Source organism: Blautia sp. AM28-27, assembly GCF_003480905.1.
Taxonomy (GTDB): domain Bacteria; phylum Bacillota; class Clostridia; order Lachnospirales; family Lachnospiraceae; genus Fusicatenibacter; species Fusicatenibacter saccharivorans.
Genome location: NZ_QUJK01000001.1, coordinates 277,063 through 303,424, shown reverse-complemented (window position 1 = coordinate 303,424; position 26,362 = coordinate 277,063). Strand labels below are relative to the sequence as shown.

At 51.4% G+C, this 26,362-nt stretch carries 22 protein-coding genes and 1 riboswitch; of the genes, 1 reads left to right on the top strand and 21 read right to left on the bottom strand.

The window, feature by feature from the left end; all coding sequences use genetic code 11:
* Position 1 precedes the first annotated feature (1 nt).
* From hprK to DW743_RS01385, 6 genes are all read right to left on the bottom strand, one after another.
* Positions 2-937 carry an HPr(Ser) kinase/phosphatase gene (hprK, locus tag DW743_RS01410; protein WP_022463126.1) on the bottom strand — a complete coding sequence of 312 codons (936 nt, stop codon included), beginning with the start codon at positions 935-937 and terminating at the stop codon, positions 2-4.
* 94 nt (positions 938-1,031) lie between these two features.
* On the bottom strand, positions 1,032-2,891 hold the full coding sequence (gene uvrC / locus DW743_RS01405; protein ID WP_117509664.1) for an excinuclease ABC subunit UvrC: 1,860 nt from the start codon (positions 2,889-2,891) through the stop codon (positions 1,032-1,034).
* Positions 2,892-2,983: 92 nt separating this feature from the next.
* On the bottom strand, positions 2,984-4,885 hold the full coding sequence (ftsH, locus tag DW743_RS01400; RefSeq protein ID WP_055219748.1) for an ATP-dependent zinc metalloprotease FtsH: 1,902 nt from the start codon (positions 4,883-4,885) through the stop codon (positions 2,984-2,986).
* A 187-nt stretch (positions 4,886-5,072) separates the two neighbouring features.
* Complete coding sequence (gene galE, locus DW743_RS01395) at positions 5,073-6,089, bottom strand: UDP-glucose 4-epimerase GalE (protein WP_022463123.1); 1,017 nt, start codon at positions 6,087-6,089, stop codon at positions 5,073-5,075.
* A 73-nt stretch (positions 6,090-6,162) separates the two neighbouring features.
* Positions 6,163-7,656: a UDP-glucose--hexose-1-phosphate uridylyltransferase gene (gene galT, locus DW743_RS01390; protein ID WP_055219747.1), complete on the bottom strand. Its 1,494-nt coding sequence runs from the start codon at positions 7,654-7,656 to the stop codon at positions 6,163-6,165.
* 40 nt (positions 7,657-7,696) lie between these two features.
* Positions 7,697-8,866, bottom strand: a complete 1,170-nt coding sequence (locus DW743_RS01385; protein WP_022463121.1) for a galactokinase — start codon at positions 8,864-8,866, stop codon at positions 7,697-7,699.
* Between the two features lie 254 nt (positions 8,867-9,120).
* Here DW743_RS01385 and DW743_RS01380 point away from each other — a divergent pair, with 254 nt between their 5' ends.
* Positions 9,121-10,014, top strand: a complete 894-nt coding sequence (locus tag DW743_RS01380; protein WP_055219743.1) for an AraC family transcriptional regulator — start codon at positions 9,121-9,123, stop codon at positions 10,012-10,014.
* On the opposite strand, the gene DW743_RS01375 is transcribed toward DW743_RS01380, so the two are convergent.
* The 15 genes from DW743_RS01375 to glmM all read right to left on the bottom strand — a co-directional run bounded on the left by DW743_RS01375 (position 10,005) and on the right by glmM (position 26,316).
* Positions 10,005-12,497, bottom strand: coding sequence for an ATP-dependent DNA helicase (locus DW743_RS01375; protein WP_117760498.1), 2,493 nt, complete (start codon positions 12,495-12,497; stop codon positions 10,005-10,007). The genes DW743_RS01380 and DW743_RS01375 overlap by 10 nt on opposite strands.
* 328 nt (positions 12,498-12,825) lie before the next feature.
* Positions 12,826-13,053: an HPr family phosphocarrier protein gene (locus DW743_RS01370; protein WP_022463118.1), complete on the bottom strand. Its 228-nt coding sequence runs from the start codon at positions 13,051-13,053 to the stop codon at positions 12,826-12,828.
* Positions 13,054-13,388: 335 nt separating this feature from the next.
* Positions 13,389-14,213, bottom strand: a complete 825-nt coding sequence (locus DW743_RS01365) for an Mrp/NBP35 family ATP-binding protein (RefSeq protein ID WP_055219741.1) — start codon at positions 14,211-14,213, stop codon at positions 13,389-13,391.
* 30 nt (positions 14,214-14,243) lie between these two features.
* The gene (locus DW743_RS01360; RefSeq protein ID WP_055219739.1) at positions 14,244-14,588 is read right to left on the bottom strand and encodes a metal-sensing transcriptional repressor; all 345 of its coding nucleotides are present in this window, start codon (positions 14,586-14,588) and stop codon (positions 14,244-14,246) included.
* 38 nt (positions 14,589-14,626) lie between these two features.
* A complete protein-coding gene (locus tag DW743_RS01355; protein WP_022463115.1) occupies positions 14,627-14,857 on the bottom strand; it encodes a hypothetical protein in 231 nt (76 codons plus the stop codon).
* A 4-nt stretch (positions 14,858-14,861) separates the two neighbouring features.
* Positions 14,862-15,389 (bottom strand): DNA-deoxyinosine glycosylase, encoded by a 528-nt coding sequence (locus DW743_RS01350; protein ID WP_022463114.1) that lies wholly within the window; start codon positions 15,387-15,389, stop codon positions 14,862-14,864.
* The gene (locus tag DW743_RS01345) at positions 15,376-15,618 is read right to left on the bottom strand and encodes a hypothetical protein (RefSeq protein ID WP_022463113.1); all 243 of its coding nucleotides are present in this window, start codon (positions 15,616-15,618) and stop codon (positions 15,376-15,378) included. The genes DW743_RS01350 and DW743_RS01345 overlap by 14 nt, the downstream gene beginning before the upstream one ends.
* A 243-nt stretch (positions 15,619-15,861) precedes the next feature.
* Positions 15,862-17,040: a phosphoribosylaminoimidazolecarboxamide formyltransferase gene (locus tag DW743_RS01340; protein ID WP_117760499.1), complete on the bottom strand. Its 1,179-nt coding sequence runs from the start codon at positions 17,038-17,040 to the stop codon at positions 15,862-15,864.
* 31 nt (positions 17,041-17,071) lie between these two features.
* Complete coding sequence (locus DW743_RS01335) at positions 17,072-17,785, bottom strand: IMP cyclohydrolase (protein WP_022463110.1); 714 nt, start codon at positions 17,783-17,785, stop codon at positions 17,072-17,074.
* Between the two features lie 78 nt (positions 17,786-17,863).
* Positions 17,864-17,944, bottom strand: a riboswitch (ZMP/ZTP riboswitch).
* 121 nt (positions 17,945-18,065) lie between these two features.
* The gene (locus DW743_RS01330; RefSeq protein ID WP_022463109.1) at positions 18,066-18,548 is read right to left on the bottom strand and encodes an acyl-CoA thioesterase; all 483 of its coding nucleotides are present in this window, start codon (positions 18,546-18,548) and stop codon (positions 18,066-18,068) included.
* A gap of 41 nt (positions 18,549-18,589) precedes the next feature.
* Positions 18,590-19,867, bottom strand: coding sequence for an O-acetylhomoserine aminocarboxypropyltransferase/cysteine synthase family protein (locus DW743_RS01325; protein ID WP_022463108.1), 1,278 nt, complete (start codon positions 19,865-19,867; stop codon positions 18,590-18,592).
* Between the two features lie 158 nt (positions 19,868-20,025).
* Complete coding sequence (locus DW743_RS01320) at positions 20,026-22,437, bottom strand: ribonucleoside triphosphate reductase (RefSeq protein ID WP_055227013.1); 2,412 nt, start codon at positions 22,435-22,437, stop codon at positions 20,026-20,028.
* Between the two features lie 247 nt (positions 22,438-22,684).
* Positions 22,685-23,920, bottom strand: coding sequence for a GTPase HflX (gene hflX, locus DW743_RS01315; RefSeq protein WP_055227015.1), 1,236 nt, complete (start codon positions 23,918-23,920; stop codon positions 22,685-22,687).
* Positions 23,921-23,938: 18 nt separating this feature from the next.
* Complete coding sequence (locus tag DW743_RS01310; RefSeq protein ID WP_055219726.1) at positions 23,939-24,973, bottom strand: tetratricopeptide repeat protein; 1,035 nt, start codon at positions 24,971-24,973, stop codon at positions 23,939-23,941.
* Positions 24,970-26,316, bottom strand: a complete 1,347-nt coding sequence (glmM, locus tag DW743_RS01305) for a phosphoglucosamine mutase (RefSeq protein WP_022462134.1) — start codon at positions 26,314-26,316, stop codon at positions 24,970-24,972. The genes DW743_RS01310 and glmM overlap by 4 nt, the downstream gene beginning before the upstream one ends.
* Positions 26,317-26,362: the final 46 nt, after the last annotated feature.

Genomic DNA, 26,362 nt, shown 5'->3' with positions numbered 1-26,362 from the left:
CTTACTTCTCCTCTCTTTTTTTCACTAAGTTAGCCTGTACACGGCGGTACAGCTCCTGTGCGGCATTGTAGCCCATCTTCTTCTGTCTGTGGTTGACAGCAGCGGTTTCTACGATGATCGCCAGGTTACGGCCCGGACGGATCGGAAGGGAATGGCAGACAACCTTGTTTCCAAGGAACTCAATATACTCTTCTTCCAGGCCCAGACGGTCGTATTCTTTCTCTTTGTCCCACTCTTCAAGCTTGATAACAAGGTCGATAGACTGGGTATCCTTTACGCTCTCGACACCAAACAGCGTCTTGACGTCGATGATACCGATACCGCGCAGCTCGATAAAGTGACGCGTGATATCCGGTGCCGTTCCGACCAGCGTAATGTCGCTGACACGGCTGATTTCAACCACATCATCGCTGACGAGACGATGGCCTCGTTTGATCAGCTCCAGTGCAGCCTCGCTCTTTCCGATTCCGCTCTCGCCCATGATCAGAACGCCCTCGCCGAATACATCGACCAGCACGCCGTGGATGGAGATCATCGGGGCAAGCTGGACATTCAGCCAGCGGATGATTTCAGCCATGAAAACGGAAGTCGATTTGTCTACCGCAAAGGCCGGTACCTGATAACGATTGCACAGCTCCAGAATTTCCGGTCCCGGAATCATCTTCGTGGTGAAAATGACACATGGGATCTTGCGGCTTACAAACTCTTCAAACGCGCGGACGCGCTCGCTCTCTTCAAGATGCTGCAGATACGTGAACTCTACATAACCTATGATCTGCACACGCTCATTGGCAAAATGCTCATAGTAACCGGTCAGCTGCAGTGCAGGACGGTTGATATCCGGTGTGGCAATGACAAGATCTGTCATATCAACCTCTGGTGTCAGGTTGCGGAGATCCATTTCCTCCACCATTTTGGTCATTTCAATTTCTTTCATTTTCCTGTCCTCCGACTTCATTCGACGTCTTTTTAAATCCGTCTCTTCTATGATTTTAGCACAATAAAGCATCACGGGCAACCTAGAAATTTAACTATTTTGACGAATCCTCATTTTCCTCCTGTGCAGGTGCGTGAAAGAATGTGTAGACCTGCTCCGCCGCCTTTTTATTCATGCCCGGAAGTCCGGAAAGTTCTTCCACGGTTGCCGCCTTGATATCATCAATTCCCTGAAAGTGGCGCATCAGTTCTTTCCTTCTTGTCGGCCCGATGCCCGGGATGTCGTCGAGAATCGAGTGGACCTGACCCTTGCTCCGCAGCAGGCGGTGGTATTCGATTGCAAAGCGGTGCGCCTCGTCCTGCACGCGTGTGATCAGTTTGAAGCCCTCGCTGTTCCGGTCGATCGGGATTTCCACGTTTCGGAAATACAGCCCCCTCGTGCGGTGCTTGTCGTCCTTTACCATACCGCAGACCGGAATCGCAAGATCCATTTCTTCAAGCACCTCAAGCGCAATGTTAACCTGGCCGCGTCCGCCGTCCATCATGATCAGGTCCGGCAGCCGCTCGAAACCGCTGTCCTCCTGGATGCCGCGCAGAAAACGGCGGCTTAAGACCTCTTTCATACTGGCGTAATCGTTCGGTCCCTCGACGGATTTGATCTTGAATTTTCGGTAATCGGCGCGCTTTGGCTTTCCTTTCTCGTAGACGATCATTGAGCCGACCGACTGGAAACCGCTGATATTGGAGATATCGTACGCCTCGATGCGGTCGATCGACGGTAGGTTCAGCCATCTGGCGATCTCTTTTACGGCACCGACCGTCCGACCCTCTTCCCGCTTGATCCGCTCGCGGTCCTGGTCGAGAACGATCTGTGCGTTCCGCTCTGCCAGTTCCACCATTTTTTCCTTGCTGCCCTTTTTCGGCACGCGGATGCGGACCTTCTGGCCCCGTTTGCTGCTTAAATACTCTTCCATCAGCTCCTGCTCGGCAATCTCCTCGGAAATCATGATTTCCCGCGGGATGAACGGCGTGCCGGAATAGAACTGTTTCATAAACGTGAGCAGCACCTCGCTTTTCTGCTCCTCCTCGCCAATCCGCAGATAATAATGCTCCCGCCCGATCAGCTTTCCGTTCCGGATAAAGAAGACCTGCGCCACCGCATCCTCTTTGTCCATCGCAAGCGCAATGACATCCTTGTCCTCGCCGTCACTGTTCGTAATCTTCTGCCGCTCGCCGATCCTGCGCACGCTGTCGATCAGATCACGGTACTCCGCCGCCTGCTCGAACCGCATCTCCTCAGCCGCCTCCGTCATTTTTCCAGTCAGCTCTTTGATCATGTCATTGTAATTTCCATTCAGAAAACTGATCGCCTTTTTGATCTGCTCGCCGTACTCTTCTTTGGAAATGTATCCCTGGCACGGCGCCTTACACTGGTGGATGTGATAGTAAAGACACGGGCGGTCCTTGCCGATCTCCTTTGGCAGGCTCTTATTGCAGGAACGGATATCGTACAGCTTCCGCAACAGTTCGATCGTATCTTTCACAGCTCCGGCGCTCGTGTACGGGCCGAAATATTTCGCCTTGTCCTTCTTCATCTGATGGGAAAACAGAATGCGTGGAAAATCCTCGTTCACGGTCACCTTAATGTACGGGTACGCCTTGTCATCTTTCAGCATCGTATTGTATTTCGGACGGTGCTCTTTGATAAGGTTGCACTCCAGCACGAGCGCCTCCAGTTCGGAATCCGTCACAATATACTCAAAACGGGCGATATGCGTGACCATCCGCTCAATCTTCGGCCCTTTGTTGCGGCTCGTCTGGAAATACTGGCGGACACGGTTTTTCAGCGAAATCGCCTTTCCTACGTAGATAATTGTATCGTCCGCGTCGTGCATCAGATAGACGCCGGGTTTCCCCGGCAGTTTTTTCAGTTCTTCCTGGATATCAAACGCCATATGACCCTCCTCTTTTTGGGACTGTAATGTTGAAAATGCCCAGCGTGCAGAGATCGTTTTCTCTGCTCCCGCCGGGCCTTTTCGCTTTCTTTTTATACTTCTGGATTTTCAACCGCTTCTTCCGCGTTTCCATTCCGTTTTGCAATCACCTGATGAAAAATCTCCATAAATTCTTTTCCGGTGATCGTCTCTTTCTGGATCAGGTAAGCTGCGATTTCATCCATCGCATCGCGGTTAGCTGCCAGAAGTTCTTTTGCCTGCTCATACGACTCTTTCAGGATCTTCATGACCTCGTGGTCGATTTCGGTTGCTGTGGCATCGCCGCAGTTTAAGACCATTCTTCCGTCGAGGTACTGATTCTGCTGGGTCGCAAGACCGATCAAACCGAATTTCTCCGACATACCGTACTGCGTGATCATCGCGCGGACAATCTTCGTCGCTTTCTCGATATCATTCGAAGCTCCCGTTGTCACGTTGCCGAATACGATCTCCTCTGCCGCTCTTCCACCGAGGCATTCGACGATCATCGCCTCGAGTTCGCTCTTCGTGTTGAGGTATTTCTCCTCCTCCGGCACCTGCATGACGTAGCCGAGCGCACCCATCGTACGCGGCACAATCGTGATTTTCTGTACCGGCTCGGAATCCTTCTGCAGTGCAGTAACAAGTGCGTGGCCTACCTCGTGGTAGGAAACGATCTTTCGCTCTTCCTGGCTTAAGATGCGGTCCTTCTTCTCTTTTCCGACGAGGACAACCTCGACTGCCTCGAGAAGATCCTTCTGGGAAACGGCTTTTCTTCCGTTCTTGACCGCAAGAATCGCTGCCTCGTTGATCATATTTGCAAGATCAGAACCAACGGCTCCCGATGTCGCAAGTGCGATGCCGTCGAGATCAACCGTCTCATCGAGCGATACGTTCTTGGCGTGTACTTTCAGGATTTCCACACGGCCTTTCAGGTCCGGTCTTTCTACGATAATCCGGCGGTCAAAACGGCCTGGACGCAGCAGCGCCGGGTCAAGAACCTCCGGGCGGTTTGTGGCCGCAAGGATCAGAATACCCTTGGAGCTGTCGAATCCGTCCATCTCGGCGAGGAGCTGGTTTAACGTCTGCTCCCGCTCGTCGTTGCTGTTGTAGCTGTTGTCACGGCTCTTTCCGATCGCATCGATCTCATCGATAAAGATGATGCACGGTGCGTTTTTCTTTGCTTCCTCAAACAGGTCACGCACACGCGATGCACCGACACCGACGAACATCTCGACAAATTCCGAAGCGGACATCGAGAAAAACGGTACGTGCGCCTCACCGGCTACGGCTTTGGCAAGCAGTGTTTTTCCGGTTCCAGGAGGGCCTACAAGAAGCGCTCCTTTCGGAAGTTTTGCACCGATTGTCGTGTATTTTCCAGGGTTATGCAGGAAATCCACAACCTCCTGGAGCGATTCTTTTGCCTCGTCCTGTCCCGCAACATCGCGGAATGTCACGCCGGTTTCTTTCTGTACGTAGGCCTTTGCTCTGCTCTTTCCTACGCCCATGACTCCGCCGCCTTTGTTCATGCTGCGCATCACCCATACCATGACAGCGACAAGCATCACAACCGGCAGAATGACGGTCAGCAATGTGTAAATGATCGTTCCGGTAGAATCCGGCGGATCTTTGTGGTACGTAATGCCTTTCTCCTGTAACAGATCGACCAGCTCCTGCTCATCTCCCATCATCGTTACCTGATAGGTGATTCCCTCCGATTTCTGGTCTTTCGGCGTTACGGTCAGTGTTCCCGATTTCAAGACAACTTCCTGCACTTCATCGTTGTTTACCATGTCCAGGAATTTGCTATAGTCAAGATCCTCGGAAGTAATTCCCCCAAGGGCATTGTTCAGAAGTCCCATCACCATCAGGCTGACGAGGAGGCAGATCAGGATAATGAGTATCGTCTGTCTGTTTTTCGGTCCTCCCCCGGAGCCTTTTTCTGGTTCCCGGTTCTGATTTTTTCTATCGTCCATGCTTTTCCTCCTTGTATGTCAAACCGCCCCTCTTTTTTTACGGACACTTTAACTCTTACATTATATCGGATTCCCTCTTAATTAGCAAGCCGGACTTTGTGAAAAAAGACTGAATTTATCTATACAAAAACGGCCCGCCGACACTCTTTCAAGTATCGGCGGACCGCCAGATAACGCTCACATTACATTAGTCGTTATATCCGTTCGGATTCTTCTGCTGCCAGTTCCAGGAATCGGCACACATCTCCTCGATGCCGTACTCAGCCTCCCAGCCAAGCTCCTCTTTTGCTTTGTCGCATTTGGAGTAGCAGGTTGCGATATCACCATCACGGCGCGGTTTGATTTCGTATTTCAGCGGATGGCCGCATGCTTTCTCGAATGCGTGGATCACATCGAGTACGCTGTAGCCTTTGCCGGTTCCGAGGTTGTAAATGGAAACGCCCTCGTTGTCAGCCAGTTTCTGGATGGCTTTTACATGGCCGCGTGCCAGGTCAACAACATGGATGTAATCGCGGACACCAGTTCCGTCCGGAGTATCGTAGTCATCACCGAAAACGCCGATGCACTCGAGTTTTCCGATGGCAACCTGTGCGACATACGGAAGCAGGTTGTTCGGGATGCCCTTCGGATCCTCTCCGATAAGGCCGCTCTTATGCGCTCCGATCGGGTTGAAGTAACGAAGCAGGATAACATTCCATTCCGGATCTGCGGTGTGGATGTCGGTCAGAACCTGCTCGAGCATGCTTTTTGTCCAGCCGTATGGGTTGGTCGGGGTTCCCTTCGGGCACTCCTCGGTGATCGGAATCTGTGCCGGATTGCCGTATACGGTTGCAGAAGAACTGAAGATGATGTTCTTTACGCCATGGTTTCTCATCTCATCGCAGAGAATCAGGGTTCCGGTCATGTTGTTGTGATAATATTCAATCGGTTTATGTACGGACTCGCCGACTGCTTTTAAGCCTGCGAAATGGATGACAGCGTCAATTTTCTCGTTGTCGAAAATTTTCTTTACGCCTTCGCGGTCCAGCATATCGGTTTTGTAGAAGGTTACTTTCTTTCCGGTAATCTGTTCTACACGCTCGATGGCTTTCTCGCTTGCATTGTAAAGGTTGTCCATGACAACAACGTCATAGCCTGCGTTCAGCAGTTCCACACAGGTGTGGCTTCCAATATAGCCTGCACCGCCAGTAACTAAGATTTTCATTTTGGTATCCTCCATGTTTTCCTTCGCTGCTGCTTTTTTGCCGCAGCGGGTTAATTGAAGCATTTAGTTTATTCTACAACGTTTCCATGAATTTTGCAAATGCACTTCTGCCTTCCTCGGTGCACTTGTAAACGCCGGCATCCTCGAGTACGCCGACAAAGACTTTTCCGACTTCCTCTTTCAGGATATCCATCACATTTTCGCTGTTCAGCTCCGGATGGCGCGGCAGGAATTCGTCTACCCAGTCGGCATGTTTCTCCAGCTCTGCGACAGCGCGGACATCTTTTCCCTCTACAAGGCATTTGGAAAGCTCTTCCAGCTCATCTTTTAAGCGCGCCGGCAGAATCGCAAGTCCCATAACCTCAATAAGGCCGATGTTCTCTTTTTTGATGTGATGATACTGTGCATGCGGATGGTAAACACCGAGCGGGCATTCGTCCGTCGTGATGTTGTTGCGCAGTGCCAGATCGAGTTCGAACGTATCGCCCACTTTTCTTGCGATCGGCGTGATCGTGTTGTGCGGCTCTCCGTCAGTCTCGGCGAATACAAACGCATCCTCATCCGTGTAACCTCTCCAGCAGTTCAGGATATGCTCTGCCAGATCGATCAGCCGTTTCTCATCTTTGTGGCGGATCCGGATGACGGACAGCGGCCATTTGACGATGCCGGTTTCCACATCCTCGTATCCTTTGATGGTAAAATGGCGCTCGATCGGCGCTTTCGCCATTGCGAAGGTATAGTGACCGCCCTGATAATGATCGTGGCTTAAAATGGAGCCTCCCACGATCGGCAGATCCGCATTGGAACCGATGAAGTAGTGCGGAAACAGCTTGATAAAGTCAAACAGCTTCACAAAGGTCGCGCGCTCGATCTTCATCGGGTTATGCTGGAAATTGAACACGATGCAGTGCTCATTGTAATACACATATGGCGAGTACTGGAATCCCCACTCCGTCTGATTGATCGTCAGCGGAATGATGCGGTGGTTCTGGCGCGCCGGGTGGTTGACGCGTCCCGCATAGCCCACATTCTCCTTGCAGAGCAGGCATTTCGGATAACCGCTCTGTTTTGCCAGTTTTGCAGCCGCGATCGCCTTCGGGTCCTTCTCCGGTTTGGAGAGGTTGATCGAGATATCGATATCGCCGTAGGCACTCGGTACGCTCCAGCGGATATCCTTTGCGATGCGGTATCTGCGGATGTAGTTGGAATCCTGGCTCAGTTTGTAGAAGTAATCGGTTGCCTCCTGCGGGCTCTTCGCATAGAGTTCCTCAAACTTCTTTACCACCTCTCCCGGGCGCGGCATCAGGCAGTCCATCAGTTTCGTATCGAACAGATCGCGGTAAACGACGCTGTTGTGTTCGAGAAGACCGCGCTTAGCTGCATCATCAAGCAGTTCATTTAAAGTCTCTTCCAGATCCGGGGTCTCCGGAATCTGCTCCGGCTCTTCGTAATCGGAAATCTGCATGACTTCCAGAATCCGGTTTGTCGCATAGATTTTATCCAGTCCCGAAACAAGACCGGCATTTTCTCCATATTTTACCAGTTTTGCAATACTCTCGTTAATCACTGTAGCTTCCTCCCTGCTGCCGATCCAGCTTTTTTATTTCTTATTTTAATACGCCTGCGCCGTCTCCGATGTCTACGACATAGAAGTCTGCGGCATAGCCGATTTTTTCTTTGTAAGCTGCGCCTACTTTTGCGATGAAGTTGTCAATATCTTCTGTTTTTACGATGCTGACGGTGCATCCGCCGAAGCCTGCGCCTGTCATACGGGATCCGATGACACCCGGGCAGTTCCATGCTTCTTCCACAAGAGTATCCAGCTCGATGCCGGTTACCTCATAGTCATCACGCAGGGAAACGTGGGATGCGTTCATCAGCTCGCCGAATTTTGCGATGTCGTTTGCCTTTAAAGCTGCAACGGCCTGAACGGTTCTCTGGTTCTCGTAAACAGCATGTTTTGCACGTTTCTGGCGGACCGGATCTTTGATGGCATCTTTCACTGCCTCAAACTCTTCCTCGGTCAGCTCGCCAAGGCTCTTGATGTCTTTGACTTTCTGAATCTCAGCCAGAGCAGTCTCGCACTCGCTGCGGCGCTCGTTGTATTTGGAGTCGCCAAGGCCGCGTTTCTTGTTGCTGCAGGAGATGACAATTCTTGCGCCTTCCAGTTTAACCGGTGCGTACTCATATTTCAGATCGCTGGTGTCAAGGAAGATCGCACAGTCCTTTTTGCCCATGGCGATGGCGAACTGATCCATGATACCGCAGTTGACGCCGTTGTAGTTGTTCTCGGAGAACTGGCCGTACAGAGCGATGTCGATCATGGAGATGGTGTCGTAGCCGAACATGTCACGCAGCATTACGCCGGTTACGGTCTCAACGGATGCGGAAGAGGAAAGGCCGGAGCCGTTCGGAATGTTTCCGTAGAGCACGATATCGAAGCCCTGCTCTACCGGGAAGCCCTTCTGGCAAAATGCCCACATCATTCCCTTCGGATATGCGGTCCAGTTGCCTTCTTTTCCCATCAGGAATTCATCGAGAGAAGATTCTACCACGCCGAGTTTTTCAAAGTTCATAGAGTAAAAACGAAGCTTTCTGTCGTCACGTTTTCTTGCTGCCATGTAGGTTCCGATGGTCAGTGCGCATGGAAACACGTGGCCTCCGTTGTAATCCGTGTGCTCACCGATCAGGTTCACACGTCCAGGTGCGAAGTAGGTGCGGATGTCGCCCTCTCCCCCGAACAGTTTTGCAAAACAATCCAGTACCTGCTGTTTCATTTTGTTGTCTCCTTTTCTTTTTGGTGTGTTGTTTTCGTGGTTTCGTTTTGTGTGTTGTGTGTGTTGTGTGTTTTTTCTTATCTTCTTAAGTATCATTATAGTGAGCCATACGCCCATCTGCAACAACAATATTTGGGCAAACGATAATTATATTGAGATGATCTTCGATTTTTTCTTGTTTTTTTTCCCTTTTTGCCGCATACTTTACTTATCGTATGATTTTTAACGGATTTTATGGATTGGAGGTACGTTTCATGCAGATCCGCATGGATAAAGAAAACCGTGAACTGAAGGCCCACGGCAGCTATGAATTTCCTGTCAACATCAGTTACGAACAGCTCTCCCGCTACGAGCGCGGCTCCTTTTCCTGGCACTGGCACCCGGAAATTGAGCTGACGTTTGTCCTCTCGGGGCAGATCGGATATCAGGTCAACGGCAAATCGTATGTCTTAAAAGAAGGGGACGGCATTTTCTGCAACACGAATGCGCTTCACAGCGGCCACATGATCGACGGGATGGACTGCGTCTATATTTCAACCACGTTCGCCCCGCGCTTTCTCTATGGTTTTTCAAACAGTGTGATCCAGACGCGCTACGTCGAACCGGTGCTGACGGATATGCAGCTCGCCTCCATCGTCTTTTCGCCGGAGATCGACTGGCAGAACCAGGTACTTGCCTGTATGCACCGCATCTACGACCTCTCGCTTTCACAGCCGTCCGCGTTTGAGATGGAAATCCAGGAGCTTCTGCTGTCGATCTGGATTGAGATTTACCGCCACGCATCGTTTTCCGGTGAATCCCAGAACACGGCGGCAGCGCGTGATGTTGAGCGGCTCCGCATTCTGCTCGACTACATCCACCGCCATTATATGGAGCATCTGACGCTCGAGGATCTCGCCGCACAGATCCACATCTGCCGCAGTGAATGCTGCCGTTTTTTCAAGAAATGCATGAACGAATCCCTGTTTGACTATCTTCTCGATTACCGTATTGAAAAAAGCCTGCCGCTCCTTCTCGAGCGCCAGGCCAGTATCACTTCCGTAGCGGAACAGACAGGATTTTCCAGTCCTGCCTATTTTTCTAAAATTTTCCGGCAGCAGATGGGCTGCTCGCCGAGCGAATACCGGAACCGCGCGGATCACACGTAACGTTCAGCGCTGCACCGAGATTTCATTTCCTGCTGCCCGGCTTTTGATCCGCTCTCACAATCCACCCTCTCCCAAAACGAATGGATTACCTCCGGGAGGCTGCTGCGCTGCACAATCCGGCAGTCCTCCCATTCTCTTGGGAACAGCTCGCGGTACTCCCGGTTTCGGAACCGCTCGTCGAGCAACAGAATCACACCCGTGTCCTCCGTCGTACGGATCACGCGCCCTGCCGCCTGCAATACTTTATTCATGCCGGGATAGCGGTACGCGTAGTCGAAACCGTTCTCTCCGCTGCGGTCAAAATATTGCTTTAAAAGTTCTCTCTCCGGCCCCACCTGCGGGATTCCGGCTCCCACAACGGCCGCGCCGATCAGCTTTTCCCCGTCCAGATCAATTCCCTCCGAGAAAATGCCTCCCATGATACAGAATCCCACCAGCGTTTTCTCGTTGTCTTTCGCAAACGCTTCCAGAAACGCTTCTCTCTCCTGCTCCCGCATCGCCGACTCCTGGATCAGGCAGGTCACGTTTTCATCTGCATACAGTTCCTCATAGACCGCATAGACATCCTGCATCAGGCGGTATGACGGGAAGAACGCCATATAGTTGCCCTTCCGGCTCTGGATCATCTCGTTCAGATAGGCAGCGATCTTCTCAAACTCTGCGCGGTTTCTCCGCTGATACTTCGTGCTGACCTCGCTTCCGATCGCCAGACACCGCTTCGCGGGATCAAACGGGGACTCCACGTAAATCGCGTAATCGTCCGTATTCGTGCTGAACATCTTCTTATAATACTGCACCGGCAGCAGCGTCGCGGAAAAGAAGACGGCCGACCGCCCCTGGTTGATACACTGCTGCAGATTCTCCGCCGGGTTGACGCAGAACAGGCGCAGTGCAAAATCGCCGTTATCGAGATAACTCGTGTAGATCAGATAATTTTCATCCACTAGATTGTAAATCTCGGAAAAATTTCGCAAGTTAAAGTAAAATTCCAGAACCTGCTTCCGGATTTCGCTTGTCTTATGCGCTTCCAGCCAGCCCGCCAGTTCTTCCAGCAGCTGATTGACCATCATAAGAAACGTCGATACGCTTTCCAGCTCCGTGCAGGAATCGCACTCTCTTTTGTAGACGAGCATCTGGTGATTGCAGCGATTCAGCGCCTTCTCGAGCTTTTTGCCCGGTGCATACGGGCGGAGGAGCTGGCGGACCTTTAAAATCTCCTCTTTGACGAGCGTGGCACTGAACATATCGCGGCCCCGCTCGACCAGGTTGTGCGCCTCGTCGATCAGAAAGATGTAGTCACCCTTCGTTCCTTCTGCGAAAAAGCGTTTTAATTTCGAGGTCGGATCAAACGCATAGTTGTAATCGCAGATCACGCCGTCCACCCACGAAGCCACATCAAACTGGAACTCGTGCGGGCAGACGTTCCATTTTTCCGCCTGGCGCAGGACTTCCTCTCTTGTGTAGGAATCACATTCCGTCAGCATCTCGTACACCGCCGCGTTGATCCGGTCAAAATGACCTTTCGCGCGCGGGCAGTGGATCGGATCGCATTCGGGCTCATCGAGGATGCACATTTTTTCTTTTGCGGTCAGCGTGATTGCTTTGAACTGCAGTCCCTTCTCTTTTAGAATGGAGACCGCCTCCTCTGCCACGGTACGGGTGATGGTTTTCGCAGTCAGATAAAAAAGACGGTCGCCGCAGCCCTCTCCGATTGCGCGGATGGCCGGAAAGACCGTGGACATTGTTTTTCCGATGCCGGTCGGCGCCTGGACGAAGAGTTCTTTTTTCCGCAGAATGGTACGGTAGACGCCGCTCACCAGTTCCCGCTGGCCTTTCCGGTACGGGAAGGGGAATTCGAGGTGCTGCATTGAGGCATCTCGCGCTTTCTGCCACTGGTACTGGAATTCCGCCCAGATAAACCAGGCGTCGAGTAGCTCATCGAACCACTGCTCCAGTTCCGGGAGCTTGTACGTCTGCAGAAAATGGCGGATGCGCCAGTTGGAGTGCTCCGGCTTTACCTCTTCTTTGGTGAGCGGGCGCAGAAGGCCTTCCTCCTCGGAGGAGAGCAGGGTGTACGTCATCAGCACGCCCATCTCCTCTTTGCGGTTCTGAAGGCCGTAGATGTAAGCGTAGCACTTCGCCTGTGCCAGATGTACCGGAACCGGCTCTTCCATCGTTTCGAGGTCACGGTACGTTCCCTTGATCTCCTCGATCACGGTCGTGGTTCCGTCCTCGTACATGCCGTCTGCTCTTCCCTCGACGCGCAGAATGAAATGCTCATATTCTTTTTCGTGAACCAGCGGAACCTCCGCACGGTAATCGGCGCCCCGTTTTTTCTGAATCTGCTGATGCACCCGCGTTCCCGCCTGCATGGCATCGCGCTCGCCAAAACCTCCCGACGAGTTGTCCAGATCCCCGCTGCGCAGAATAAACTCCACCAGATTCCGCACGGAAATCCGGATCTCTTTCTTCTTCTCTTCCACTAGCCCGCTCCTTTTCTAACCAGACTATTCAGAGCCCCATCTCGATTCCGCTGCGCTGCATCTCGATGTGGCTTCTCGCCATATGAAATTCCAGAAAAGAACGCTCATTCATGCAAGCATGATTCGTGTCCTTTTCTGGAATTTCGCATGGCTCTGAATAGTTATCATTATACAGAAAAAAGGAGACTGCCGCAACAGTCTCCTTTTTTCTCTCTGAAGTTATGTGTCTCGTGTGATTAGTTTTTCTTCAGAAAGTCCCCTGCGCAAATTCTGTCTCTACTCTCGCTGGCGGCGCAGGCTGAATTTTTTTCGTTTCCCTTAATAAAATTTATGCTACAGCAAATTTCTGCAGGGTTTTATTGAATGCCGGACTGTCACCATAGCAGTGTACGGTGAGATCACGGTTCAGATCCATGCTGAGGATGCCAAGAATGGATTTTGCATCAATAATAACGCGGTTGTAAAAAATGTCAATATCAAAATCACATTTGGAAGCTGCTTTTACAAACTCCTCTACTTCCTCAGTTCCATTGAGTCTTACTACGCAGTGTGACATACGATTCACCTCTTTCTTAATCAATAGCTGTTTGTTTTCCTATCGTTGAGGTAGATTATGCACTTTTTCTCTTTAAATGTCAATATTGAATTTATTTCCTTGTTTTTGCCATATTATGCATGTTTTTTATGCAAGTTTTTCTCATTAACCCTTCATATTTGTCGCTTTTTGTCTCATTTGCGCAGTCGTGTGTAACCGGTTACACAAAATCCGTTTAAAATAAAATAGTTTTTGCCAAAAGAAACGTAAAAATCTTGTCAAAAAAACCCGCTTTTCCTTGTAAAATCAAGGAAAAACGAGTTTTTCATGCCATTACTTGCTTCTATATTTAATGATTAGATGTTGATCTTTGCAATATCGGTGTTATCCACTTCTGCAAATCTTCCTTCGTCCACCAGCTCGGCAAACTCCGGATGAATCGGCATTTTGCCGAGAACCGGCACGCCGATCTCGGCTGCGATCTCATCGATGTGGCTTTCGCCGAAAATGGACAGCTTTTTGCCGCAGTCCGGACATACGAGGTAGCTGTAGTTCTCTACGATACCGAGCACCGGAACGCTCATCATCTGTGCCATCTTGTAGGCTTTCATGACGATCATGCGCACCAGATCCTGCGGGGAAGATACGATCACTACGCCGTCTACCGGAAGAGACTGGAAAACGGTCAGCGGAACATCACCGGTTCCTGGCGGCATATCGACGAAGAGATAGTCCAGGTCGCCCCAGATGACGTCGGTCCAGAACTGTTTTACGGTTCCTGCGATGACAGGTCCTCTCCAGATGACCGGCTCTTCCTCGCCCGGAAGCAGGAGGTTGATGGACATTACCTTTACGCCGTTTGCTGCAACTGCCGGGTAAACGCCCTTGTCATCTACGTTTGCAGGTCCTTTCAGGCCATACATTTTCGGGATGGACGGTCCTGTGATATCGGCATCGAGGATACCAACCTTGTAGCCCTCTTTTGCTTTCTGGTTTGCCAGAGATGCGGTTACCATGGATTTACCAACACCGCCCTTGCCGCTGACAACGCCAATGACATGTTTGATCGAAGAATCGGCATTCAGATCAATATGAAAATCCGGTTTGCCCTGTCCTGCTTTGCTTGGACATCCTTCGCAGCTTTCTTTGGAACAGCTCGAATTGCTGCATTCTTTTGCCATGTTTCTTTCCTCTTTTCTTGTTTTTCTTGCTTATTTGACAAAGCGGTCGATCGCCTTATTCAGCTCCTGAATCGCTTTTGTGTCCCCATGCTCGACTGCATCGACGATGCAATGTTCAATGTGATCCTCCAGGATAATTTTTCCTGTATTGTTAATGGCCGCCTTCACGGCAGACAGCTGGATCAGAACCTCAGTGCAGTCCCGGCCTTCCTCTACCATCCGCTTGATCGACTCCATGTGTCCGATCGCGCGGGAGAGGCGGTTTAAGACTGCTTTTGTATTTGTATGATGGTGCCCGTGGGCGTGATCGTGGGAATGCTCGATCACGGTGCCGTCTTCCAGCACATGCACATGCGTGTGTTTTTCTTCACTCATCGTTTTTTTCTCCGCTTTTCTGGTATTTTCTGCGCGATTCAGATTTCTGTAAACGTAAACCGCTGGCGGATGCCGGAGGTCTCAATGTCAAAGACCAGAGATCCGTCCGCTTCCACCGTTTTTTCATATTTTAAGTTTTTGTCCGGAAATTTCTGACGGATATACGCCTCCGGGTCATCCGTCTCGATCTCGTCGAAAAAGACGTCCCGCATCTGATTATTGGCACACTCATTAAAAATCTCCCAGACGGTCTCGTACTCTTTTTTCATCCTGTCACTCTCCGTTTCGTAAGACTTCTCCGCACTGGCTCCACTCGCCAAGCAGCCGCTCCACAGACCATGCGGCGTTCGCGGGACTCGTCGACGGAAGGCGAACCGCTTCCCGTCCCAGCTGCTTCTCCTGGTACTTCCGGTAATACTTCCACGCGGTCGCCCCGTTGCAGTAAATCTGCCGAATATCGGCGCATTCCAGAATGTCCTGCAGCGGATTCGGCACAACATCGCGGATGCTCGCATCGCTCGAGCCTGTGATGACGCAGGACGCGATCACATCCCAGACAGCGATATGATTCCGGAGCAGAAACGCCTTCTTCTCTTCCACGGTCTGCGGCACCTCTTCCCCGCACACGGCTGCCGTCACTTTCCAGAAACGGTTCTGCGGATGGCCGTAAAAAAATCCGGTCTCCCTGGATTTTACGGACGGAAAACTGCCGAGAATCAGAATCCGGGAATCGGCGCGGTAAACCGGCGGAATCGGATGCACCACCGGGTGCTCATTTTTGTTCTCGTCAGGTCGGCTCATCTTCATCAAACTCCACTACCGTATAGAATCCTCTCGGTGTCTCTTTTACTTCTTTTACGATTCCCTTCCGGGACTGCAGCCTCTCATACGCCTGATAATTCCTGCTCATGGCCACTGCCGGGGTAATCGTATAATAATAGGAGGTAGGCAGTGCGCTTTCTGTCACGTTGACTTCCTGGCCTTCCTCGAGAAGTCCCTGTCGCTCCATTTTAAATTCCATCTGCCGCATATTTCTCATCCTCCTTTTTGCAGCGGGCAAAAGATACGCCCATGGGGTATTTTATCACACTTTTCCGAAAAAGAACAGGGGTTTTCGACAGAAAAAGGGCGGTACCGCCCTCTTCCTGCTTATTTTTTATTCTTCAGAAAGTGCTACTCTCTCTTTGATGATACATGTGCGAAAAAAAGAAAGAATCCGGCCGCCCAGAGACCGGATTCTTTCTTCTTATATAAATATAAAACGCATTTCTTTTTAGTGATGGAACAGACGGATTCCTGTAAATGCCATCGCCATGTTGTACTTGTTGCAGCACTCGATGACAGCGTCATCACGAACCGATCCGCCCGGCTCTGCGATGTACTGGACGCCGCTCTTGTGTGCGCGCTCGATGTTGTCGCTGAACGGGAAGAAGGCATCGGAACCTAAGGTTACGCCCTTCATCTGGTCGAGCCATGCACGTTTCTCTTCTCTTGTGAAGACTTCCGGTTTTACTTTGAAGATCTTCTCCCATGCGCCGTCTGCGAGAACATCCATGTACTCCTCGCCGATGTAAACGTCGATCGCATTGTCACGGTCTGCGCGGCGGATGCCGTCTACGAACTGCAGATCCAGCACCTTCGGGCACTGACGCAGGAACCAGTTGTCGGCTTTCTGTCCGGCAAGACGGGTGCAGTGCACACGGGACTGCTGGCCTGCGCCGACACCGATGGCCTGACCGTCTTTGACGAAGCATACGGAGTTGGACTGGGTATATTTTAAGGTAATCAGTGCAATCTTCAGATCGCGTTTTGCTGCTTCCGGAATCTCTTTGTTCTCGGTTACCACGTTGGAGAGCAGCTCATCGTCGATCGGCAGCTCCTGGCGGCCCTGCTCAAAGGTAATGCCGAAGACCTGTTTGTGCTCGAGCGGAGCCGGACGGTAATTCTCGTCGATTTTGATGACGCAGTAGTTACCTTTTTTCTTTGCTTTCAAGATTTCCAGTGCTTCATCGGTAAATCCCGGAGCGATGACACCGTCAGAAACCTCACGTTTGATCAGAGATGCGGTGTCTTTGTCGCAGACATCAGAAAGTGCGATAAAGTCGCCGAAAGAAGACATACGGTCTGCGCCTCTGGCTCTTGCATAAGCGCATGCTAACGGAGAAAGCTCTCCCATATCGTCTACCCAGTAAATTTTACGCAGGGTCTCGTCCAGCGGAAGACCTACGGCTGCACCTGCCGGGGAAACGTGCTTGAAGGAAGTTGCTGCCGGAAGACCGGTGGCTGCTTTCAGCTCACGTACCAGCTGCCAGCCATTGAAGGCATCCAGAAAATTGATATAGCCCGGACGGCCGCTTAATACTTCGATCGGAAGATCCCTGTCATCATCCATGTAAATTCTGGAAGGTTTCTGGTTCGGGTTGCATCCGTATTTTAACGCTAATTCTTTCATGATTTTCTCCTTTCGCAAAACACTCGATTTCTTATTTATTTTTATTCACGATTCTTGTCTCATACTTGCCGGTTGCAATGTCGATATAGCGTGTGAAGAGGGACACCTTGTTGTCCTCGTTTAAGCTGCTCCAGAGCAGTTCGGTGAAGGCATCGATGTCATCCGGAATCTCGACCAGTTTTGGCTCACCCTCAAAGCTTGGCAGCGGATTGCCGTCGTGCATGTAGGTGTGGATGAAATGGCCTTCCCCTGCTACACAGTTATCATAGGAGAAGGTGTAGCGGTTGCACTGGGACGGATCGCCGTTATTGCTCTTTAAGATCGACATCTGGTAGCCGTACGTTCCGTTCTCTACGTGCATCACACCGGAAATACGAGGAGTGTAGTTCGGTGCATCCGGCTCAAACTCTCTGCTTCGAAGGGATACCTCAAACGTTTTTCCCTGCTCCAGTCCTTCGTATACGGTATCGGTCTGGTCTCCGTTTGTTACGATCGTATCATTTCCCAGAACGCGTACTGGTGCGTAGATGATCAGGCTCGGATCTTCCAGCTTCGACGGATCAAACGCCTGTGTGCGGATTCCCTCACCCTCCTCAACAAAGACACGGTTGCGGCTGTTCTGGCTTCTGCCCATAATAAAGTATCCGGCAACGGCTTTTGTGCCGTCTTTGGATCTGCCGATCACAATTCCTCTTCCTGGATATGCATTTCCTTTTAATTCCTGTTCCAGTGATACTTTTTTCATCTTCTGATCTCCTTTTCAAGGTGGCTGGAATGGGATTTTCTGTTTTTGGATAAAAAAACAGACCCACTCCCCCAAGCATTCTTCTGCCCAGACGGTCGGCCTCTTCTCACGCTATACTCCCTGTGGTCATTTCCACTTCCGTCAGTCGTATAACTGCCTTTACCTTAACATGGAAAATCCCGCCTGTCAAGGGACACGGCGGGATTTTCTTAAAATAAAATTTTCAGAATGCACGAAGACAGCTCCGGTGGATTCTGCAAATGTGCGGGTGAACGTCAACTTAGAACCCCTCTCTGTGACGCTCTTTTCGCAGTTCATAGCGGCGTTTTCCGCCCTCCCACTCGGCCTCCTGCTCCGGGGATTCCAGAATCAGGCCCGGGACGGGAAGTGCGCGGCCGTTCTCGTCGATGGCCACCATCACCACGTAGGCACGGTTGATCATTTTCCGAATGCCGGTCGCAAGCTCTTCCACGTACGTGTCGACGCGCACCTCCATTGAGGTGCGTCCGACATACGTCACTCTTCCGACCAGTACGACGGTGTCGTTCAGAAAAGCAGGATGCTTGAAGTTCAGATTGTCGATGCACGCGGTGGTGATTTCGTGGCCGCAGTGGCGGCGTCCCACCAGACCGGCAAGCTCATCGATCCACGCGACCAGCTGGCCGCCGAACAGACGGCCATAGCCGTTGATATGGCGGTGCATCAGAAGATACGACTGCTCTGTCTCAGAATCTTTTACGCGTTTCTTTGCCATTTCTTCCATTTTACCAATACGCTCCTTTTCACATCCTGTTTTTTGTATCTTTATACGTTCGCAAGCGCCTGATCAAGGTCTGCAATGATATCGTTCACATCCTCGATGCCGACTGACAGACGGATCAGATCCGGCAGAACACCGGCTTCGATGAGCTGCTGATCGTTCAGCTGGCGATGGGTATGGCTTGCCGGGTGCAGAACGCAGCTTCTTGCATCGGCAACGTGTGTTACAATTGCTACCATTTTCAGGCCGTTCGTGAAGCGCATCGCGCCGTCTCTTCCGCCCTTTGGTCCGAAGCAGAGAACGCCGCAGGTTCCGTTCGGCATGTATTTTTCTGCCAGCGCATGGTATTTGCTGTCTGCAAGGCCTGCGTACTCAACCCATGCTACCTTCGGGTGGTTTTTCAGGAACTCTGCCACTTTCTCGGCATTTCTGCAGTGACGCTCCACGCGCAGGTGCAGGGTCTCCAGACCGACATTCGTCAGGAATGCATTCTGCGGGGACTGGCACGCTCCCATATCACGCATCAGCTGTGCGGTTGCTTTTGTGATATACGCTTTTTTACCGAATTTCTGCGTATAAATCACGCCGTGGTACGATTCGTCCGGTGTGGTAAGGCCCGGGAATTTGTCTGCATGCGCATCCCAGTCGAAGTTTCCGGAATCGACAATCGCTCCGCCGAGCGCCATTGCATGGCCGTCCATGTATTTTGTGGTGGAATGGGTGACAATATCTACACCGAACTCGAACGGACGGCAGTTGATCGGGGTTGCAAAGGTGTTGTCGCAGATCATCGGAACGCCGTGCTCATGTGCAAGTTTAACAAACTTGTCAATGTCAAGTACAACACCTGCCGGGTTGGAAATCGTCTCGGCAAAGACAGCTTTGGTGTTCGGCTGGAATGCTTTTTCCAGCTCCTCTGCCGGCGCATCCTGGTCCACGAGGGTAGTCTCGATGCCGAATCGTTTTAAGGTAACGGCGAGCAGGTTGGAGGTTCCTCCGTAAACCTTTGCCGCGCAGACAACGTGGTCGCCTGCCTCACAGATGTTGGTAACAGCAAGCATCGTTGCCGCCTGGCCGGAAGATGTGAGCATGGCTGCCACGCCGCCCTCCAGATCGCAGATTTTCTGTGCTACGACGTCGTTCGTCGGGTTCTGCAGACGGGAATAGAAATATCCCTCCTCCTCCAGATCGAACAGTTTTCCCATTTCCTCGCTGGTTGCATATTTGAATGTTGTGCTCTGGTAAATCGGAAGTACACGCGGCTCACCGTTTTTCGGCTGCCATCCTCCCTGTACACAGATTGTGTCCTGGCTGTATCCCATAATTTTTCTCCCTTCTGTAAGTGAAACCGGTCCACCGGGCCGATTTCTGCTGTGCTCAGCGCCATAATAATACCCCCACCCGGGATGCCCGGGCGAGGGTATCGCTTTTTCCTATTATAACTCTGTTTGTTCTTTCCTGCAACTATATGCGCACAGATTTAGGAGAGATATTCATCCACATATTTCTGGATATTGGAAGCATTCACAATCTTCTGCGCCTGGCCGTCCTCCACAACGAGAAGAGTCGGTGCCTGCATGATGCCGTACTGTGCGGCAAGATCCGGGTGACGCTCTGCGTCGATCACCTCATACTGCTCCTCGGCGAGCATTTCTTTTGCCATTTTGCAGTTCGGGCAGGTGCTTGTCGTGAACAGGTACATGCCGTCTTCCTCGATTTTATCTGCTGCTGCAGCGGCTTTCGGCTCTTCTTTTCCAGCGGCCTGCTCTGCCAGTTTCTCTGCTGCACCGTACGATTTCATTTTCTGCTCCGGCGATTTGGAGTGGATGATATCATATACAGTTCTGTTCTTGTACTCCTGGCGTTTTCCGTCGTTCCAGTTCTTGACCGGACGGTAATATCCCGTGATACGGCTGTAAACCTCTGCCTCTTTTCCGCAGATCGGACATGTAAAGTGCTCGCCGGCGAGATAGCCGTCGTTCGCACAAACAGAATACGTCGGGGACAGCGTGTAGTACGGCAGTTTGTAGTTCTCTGCAATCTTCCGCACAAGGGAAGCTGCTGCTTTCCAATCCGGCAGTTTTTCGCCAAGGAACGCATGGAAGACAGTTCCCGAGGTGTACAGCGTCTGCAGATCATCCTGAATATCAAGCGCAGAGAAAATATCCTCGGTATAGTCCACCGGCAGATGGGAGCTGTTGGTGTAGTACGGGGTATCTCCCTCATGGCCTGCGGTCTTGATATCCGGCCATTTTGCACGGTCGTGTTTTGCCAGACGGTATGCGGTCGACTCCGCCGGAGTTGCCTCAAGGTTGTACAGATCGCCGTACTCCTCCTGGTAATCAGAAAGACGCTCTCTCATATGGTTCAGAACTTCTTTCGTAAACTGCTGTGTCTTCGGATCCTCCAGACCCTTTCCGAGCCATGCGGCATTTAAGCCGGCCTCGTTCATACCGATCAGACCGATGGTTGAGAAGTGGTTCTCAAACGTTCCAAGGTACCGTTTCGTATATGGATACAGTCCCTCGTCCAGGAGGCGGGTAATGACCTCACGTTTCGTCTTTAACGAACGTGCGGCAATATCCATCATATGATCGAGACGGCGGTAGAACTCTTTCTCATCTTTGGACTGATATGCGATACGCGGCATATTGATAGTGACAACGCCGACCGATCCGGTGCTCTCGCCGGAACCGAAGAATCCGCCGGTTTTCTTTCGAAGCTCACGCAGATCCAGGCGGAGACGGCAGCACATGGAGCGCACGTCGCTTGGTTTCATATCGCTGTTGATGTAGTTGGAGAAGTACGGGGTACCGTATTTTGCAGTCATTTCGAACAGCAGACGGTTATTCTCCGTATCGGACCAGTCAAAATCGGATGTGATGGAGTAGGTCGGGATCGGGTACTGGAAGCCTCTTCCGTTGGCATCTCCCTCGATCATCGTCTCGATGAACGCTTTGTTGACCATATCCATCTCTTTTTTACAGTCTTTGTACTTGAAGTCCATCTCCTTGCCGCCGACGATCGCCGGAAGCTCCGCGAGGTCATCCGGTACGGTCCAGTCGAGTGTGATGTTGGAGAACGGTGCCTGGCTTCCCCAGCGGCTCGGTGTGTTGACGCCGTAGATAAACGCCTCGATGCACTTCTTCACTTCGCCGTAGCTTAAGTTGTCCACTTTGACGAACGGCGCCAGATACGTATCAAATGAAGAAAATGCCTGCGCACCTGCCCACTCGTTCTGCATAATGCCGAGGAAGTTGACCATCTGGTTGCACAGAACCGAAAGATGTCTTGCCGGAGAAGAAGTAATCTTTCCGTTGATGCCGCCAAGTCCTTCTTTGATGAGCTGTTTTAACGACCATCCTGCACAGTAGCCGGTCAGCATCGACAGGTCGTGGATGTGAATATCCGCGTTGCGGTGTGCCTCGGCGATCTCGTCATCATAAATCTCTGATAACCAGTAGTTGGCTGTGATCGCGCCGGAATTGCTTAAGATCAGACCGCCGACAGAATACGTTACGGTCGAATTCTCTTTGACACGCCAGTCCTCTACTTTTACGTAGCTGTCCACGATCTCTTTGTAGTCTACGATCGTCGATTTCATGTTGCGGATTTTTTCCCTCTGCTTGCGGTACAGAATGTAAGCTTTTGCCACTTCTGCGTAGCCGCACTGGATCAGCACGTTCTCCACGCTGTCCTGAATTGCCTCCACTGAAATTTTTCCGTCTTTGATCTTGGACTGAAAGTCCGCTGTTACGCGCAGTGCCAGCATCTGAAGCATGTCATCGCTGAACTGCATATCTTTTGCGCCGAATGCTTTTCCAATCGCATCGGTAATCTTTTTCATCTGGAACTCTGCAATCGTTCCGTCTCTCTTTTCTACCTGAAACATGGAATCCCTCCTGTTAATTCAACCGTTTCTGCAAGGCCTTTTTAAGGTTCCACTCTTTGCAGTGTCTGAACCATATGATAGCAGAGCATGTTCCTCCCGTCAATAGTAAAAAGTACCATATCTAGTGTGAAATTTTCTAACATCACTAGATATGGTACTTTTACTTGTATTCTGTCCCTTCCATTTTTCGGCGCTGTACGGCGCTTAAAGGGATGTACTGCCGTTTTTAAGCCCGCTTGCCATACCTCTATACCCTCGGATAGATATCCTTCGGTACATAGGCTTTTACGCGGATGCCTTCCGGCAGATATTCTTCTTCGAGCAGAATTCCGTATCCGCGGATCAGTGAAATCGTTCCCGCCTTATCGTACGGATAGAGGCGCTCGATATAGATTTTTCCCTCCATCATCCACGAGGAGAGTAAATTTTTGAGGTCTTCGAGTCCCTGTCCTGTTTTGGCAGAGACCGCAAGGCTCGCGTCTGCCCGGAAATCTTTTACAACCATCGGGGCGAGAAGCTTATCCTGCTTGTTCAGCAGGGTGACGATCTTTTTGTCCTCAACTTTCAGTTCCCGCAGCGTATCGTACACGACCTGCATCTGCAGCTCCATCTGCGGATTTGACGTATCCACAACGTGGAGAATATAGTCGGCATACCGTGCTTCCTCCAGCGTACTGCGGAATGCATCGATCAGATGATGTGGCAGCTTATTGATAAATCCAACCGTATCGGTCAGCAGGATTTCCTGTCCATCCGGAAGGGTCAGTGACCGCGTCGTCGTATCCAGCGTGGAAAACAGCATTGCATCTGCCAGAATTTCCGATCCTGTCAGTGCATTTAAAAGACTGCTCTTTCCCGCTGACGTATAGCCTACGAGCGCCGCTACCGGGATTTTGGAACGTTTTCTGCCTTCACGAAGGAGCTCTCTGTGCTGGCGTACTTCCTCAAGCTCACGTTTTAACTGCGTAATACGCGTGCGGATCAGGCGCCGGTCGGTTTCCAGCTTTTTCTCTCCCGGTCCTCTCGTACCGATTCCGCCGCCGAGACGGGAAAGCGATGTGCCAAGGCCGGAAAGTCGGGACGCACGGTACTTTAACTGGGCCAGCTCAACCTGGATTTTACCCTCGCTGCTCACGGCGCGCGCCGCAAAGATATCCAGGATCAAAAGCGTACGGTCCATGATCTTGCATTCCAGTGCTTCCTCCAGCCCTTTTAACTGGATCGAGGAGAGCTCATCGTCGCAGATGATGCCCGTCGCATCGCAGGCGCGCACCAGAATTTTCAATTCCTCTAATTTTCCTTTTCCGATGTACGTTCCCGGATGAATGGCCTCTCGCACCTGCACCAGGCGGCCCTCCACCTTCGCACCGGCGGTGCTGGCCAGTTCCGCCAGCTCGTCGAGCGATTCTTCTGCGTTTGCGCCGCCGTTTTCCTGTACGCCGACCAGAATCACGCGCTCCTGTTCTTCTCTTAAATCAAACAATCCAACTTCCTCCGTCTGTTATCGGTTCTGGAGAAACGTATTTTCCCGCTGCGCCGCGGTGTTTTCCGGGTATGCTGCCAGAAAATCCGCCATCAGCGACTTCGCGGTATCAAAATCCGCCCGTTTTTCATAGGATACAATCTGGTTGAACAGCAGATTTTCCCGGTCGGAATCCTCTGCCGTTTTGAGTCCTTCCTCGATATACGAGAGTGCACTGTCCGTGTCGTTTTCCGCAAGTGCGCAGAGCGCCAGCCCGTTGTTTGCTGCCGCCGCAAAGCCATCTGTCGAAAGATACGAAGAAAACAGTGCTTTCGCCTCGTCGTTCTGACCATTGGAAAGGTAAACCTCGCCGAGCATTTCCATCGCCGCGCTGCTGCCGTCCTTCATTGCCTTCGAGAACGCTTTGACCGCCTCGTCCTGCTCCTCCAGATAGTAGTATGCGCAGCCGATGTTATAATAATCCTCGGTCGTTTTCGGCTCAATCTTCACTGCCGCTTCGAGGTAACGGTCTCCGTCCGCCTTCATGCTGCTCTCCTGATACAGCTCGTAAATGTCAAGGCAGAGCTGATAGCTCTCCTTCGTCTCCACTGCCGCATCAAAATCCACCTTCGCCTGCTCGTAATTCTTCTGCAGGAAGTACGCGCGTCCCCTAAGGAACAGCGCATCGGCATCGGCCTTTTCTTCCTGAATATTGGTGCAGATCTCAATGGCTCCATCCAGATCTCCGGCCTGTACGCAGGTTTCCGCCTCGTAATACATGACATCGCGCGAAAACTCCGCGTCTTTGTGCTTCATGCTCGAAAGACTGCTCTTGAAAGCCTCTTTTGCCTTGTCATACTCCTGGCTTTTCAGATAAGCGATGCCGAGCGACCGGTAGCTCTCCGCCAGTCGGTCGCCTGCCTTTACGGCTCCCTCCAGCATCGCAATCGACGTTACGTAGTCCTTCTGTTCGAGCGCCTCGATGCCCTTTTTATAAAGCTTTGAATTTTTATTTTCACAGCCGCCAAGCACCATTGCCGCCGCCAGAAAAAAGATTACCAGTCTTTTTTTCATTCTGTCACAAGTCCTTCTTTATGCATCACAGAAACAACCTGGTCTACGTATTTTGCACACGTTGCGTCGTCCGGTGCTTCCACCATGACACGGATCACCGGCTCGGTGCCGCTCTCTCTTACGAGGATGCGTCCGTCATCGCCCAGGGCCTCTGCTACGTCTTCTACTGCTTTCTGTACTGCCGGGTTGGCCTTTGCAGCTGCTTTGTTTGCCACGCGGACATTCTTTAAGAGCTGCGGGTAAATCACTACCTCGGCTGTCAGGGTGCTGAGCGGGAGTTTCTTATCTATCAGCACTTCCATCACCATCAGGGAGGTCAGGATTCCGTCACCGGTCGTCGCGTGCTTGCTGAAAATAATGTGGCCGGACTGCTCTCCGCCGAGAGAATAGCCGTTTGCCATCATGTTCTCGCACACGTATTTGTCGCCGACTGCCGTCTTCTCATACCGGATACCGGCGCGGTCACACGCTTTGTAAAGACCGAGGTTTGACATGATCGTGGTCACAATCGTATCTCCGTTTAACTGGCCTTTTTCTTTTAAGTATTTACCGCAGACATACATGATCAGGTCTCCGTCTACCACATTTCCCAGCTCATCGACAGCGATGCAGCGGTCTGCGTCTCCGTCGTAGGCAAATCCGACATCGAGGTGTTTCTCTCTTACATATTTCTGAAGCTCTTCGATGTGGGTGGAACCACAGCCGCAGTTGATGTTTGTTCCGTCCGGCTCGTTGTGGATCACATATGTCTTGGCGCCGATGGCATCAAACACGCTCTTGGCTACGGAAGAGGCACTTCCGTTGGAGCAGTCGAGTCCGACTCTCATGTTTTTAAAGGATTTTGTCGGAATCGAGATCAGGTGTCCGATGTAGCGGTTTCTTCCGGCTGCAAAATCCACGGTGCGTCCGATGTCTTCTCTCGTTGCGAACGGGATCTTCGGTGTTCCGTCGTCGATGTAGGCTTCGATCTGCGCTTCGATGTCGGCTTCCAGTTTCTGTCCCAGGCCGTTGATGACTTTGATTCCATTGTCATAGAACGGGTTGTGGCTGGCGGAGATCATAATTCCGCAGTCAAAGTTTTCGGTACGGACAACATAGGAAACGCTCGGTGTGGTCGTTACGTGCAGCAGATAAGCGTCTGCTCCCGATGCGGTCAGTCCTGCTACCAGCGAATATTCGAACATGTAGCTGGAGCGTCTGGTGTCTTTTCCAATGACGATCTGTGCTTTGTGGTCTTTTCCGAAATACCATCCGAGGAATCTTCCCACTTTATATGCATGCTCAACCGTCAGATCAATGTTTGCTTCTCCGCGAAATCCATCTGTTCCAAAATATTTACCCATGGTATGCTCCTTTCCCCTTTCGGGCAGAAAGCGTGTCTGAAATTTT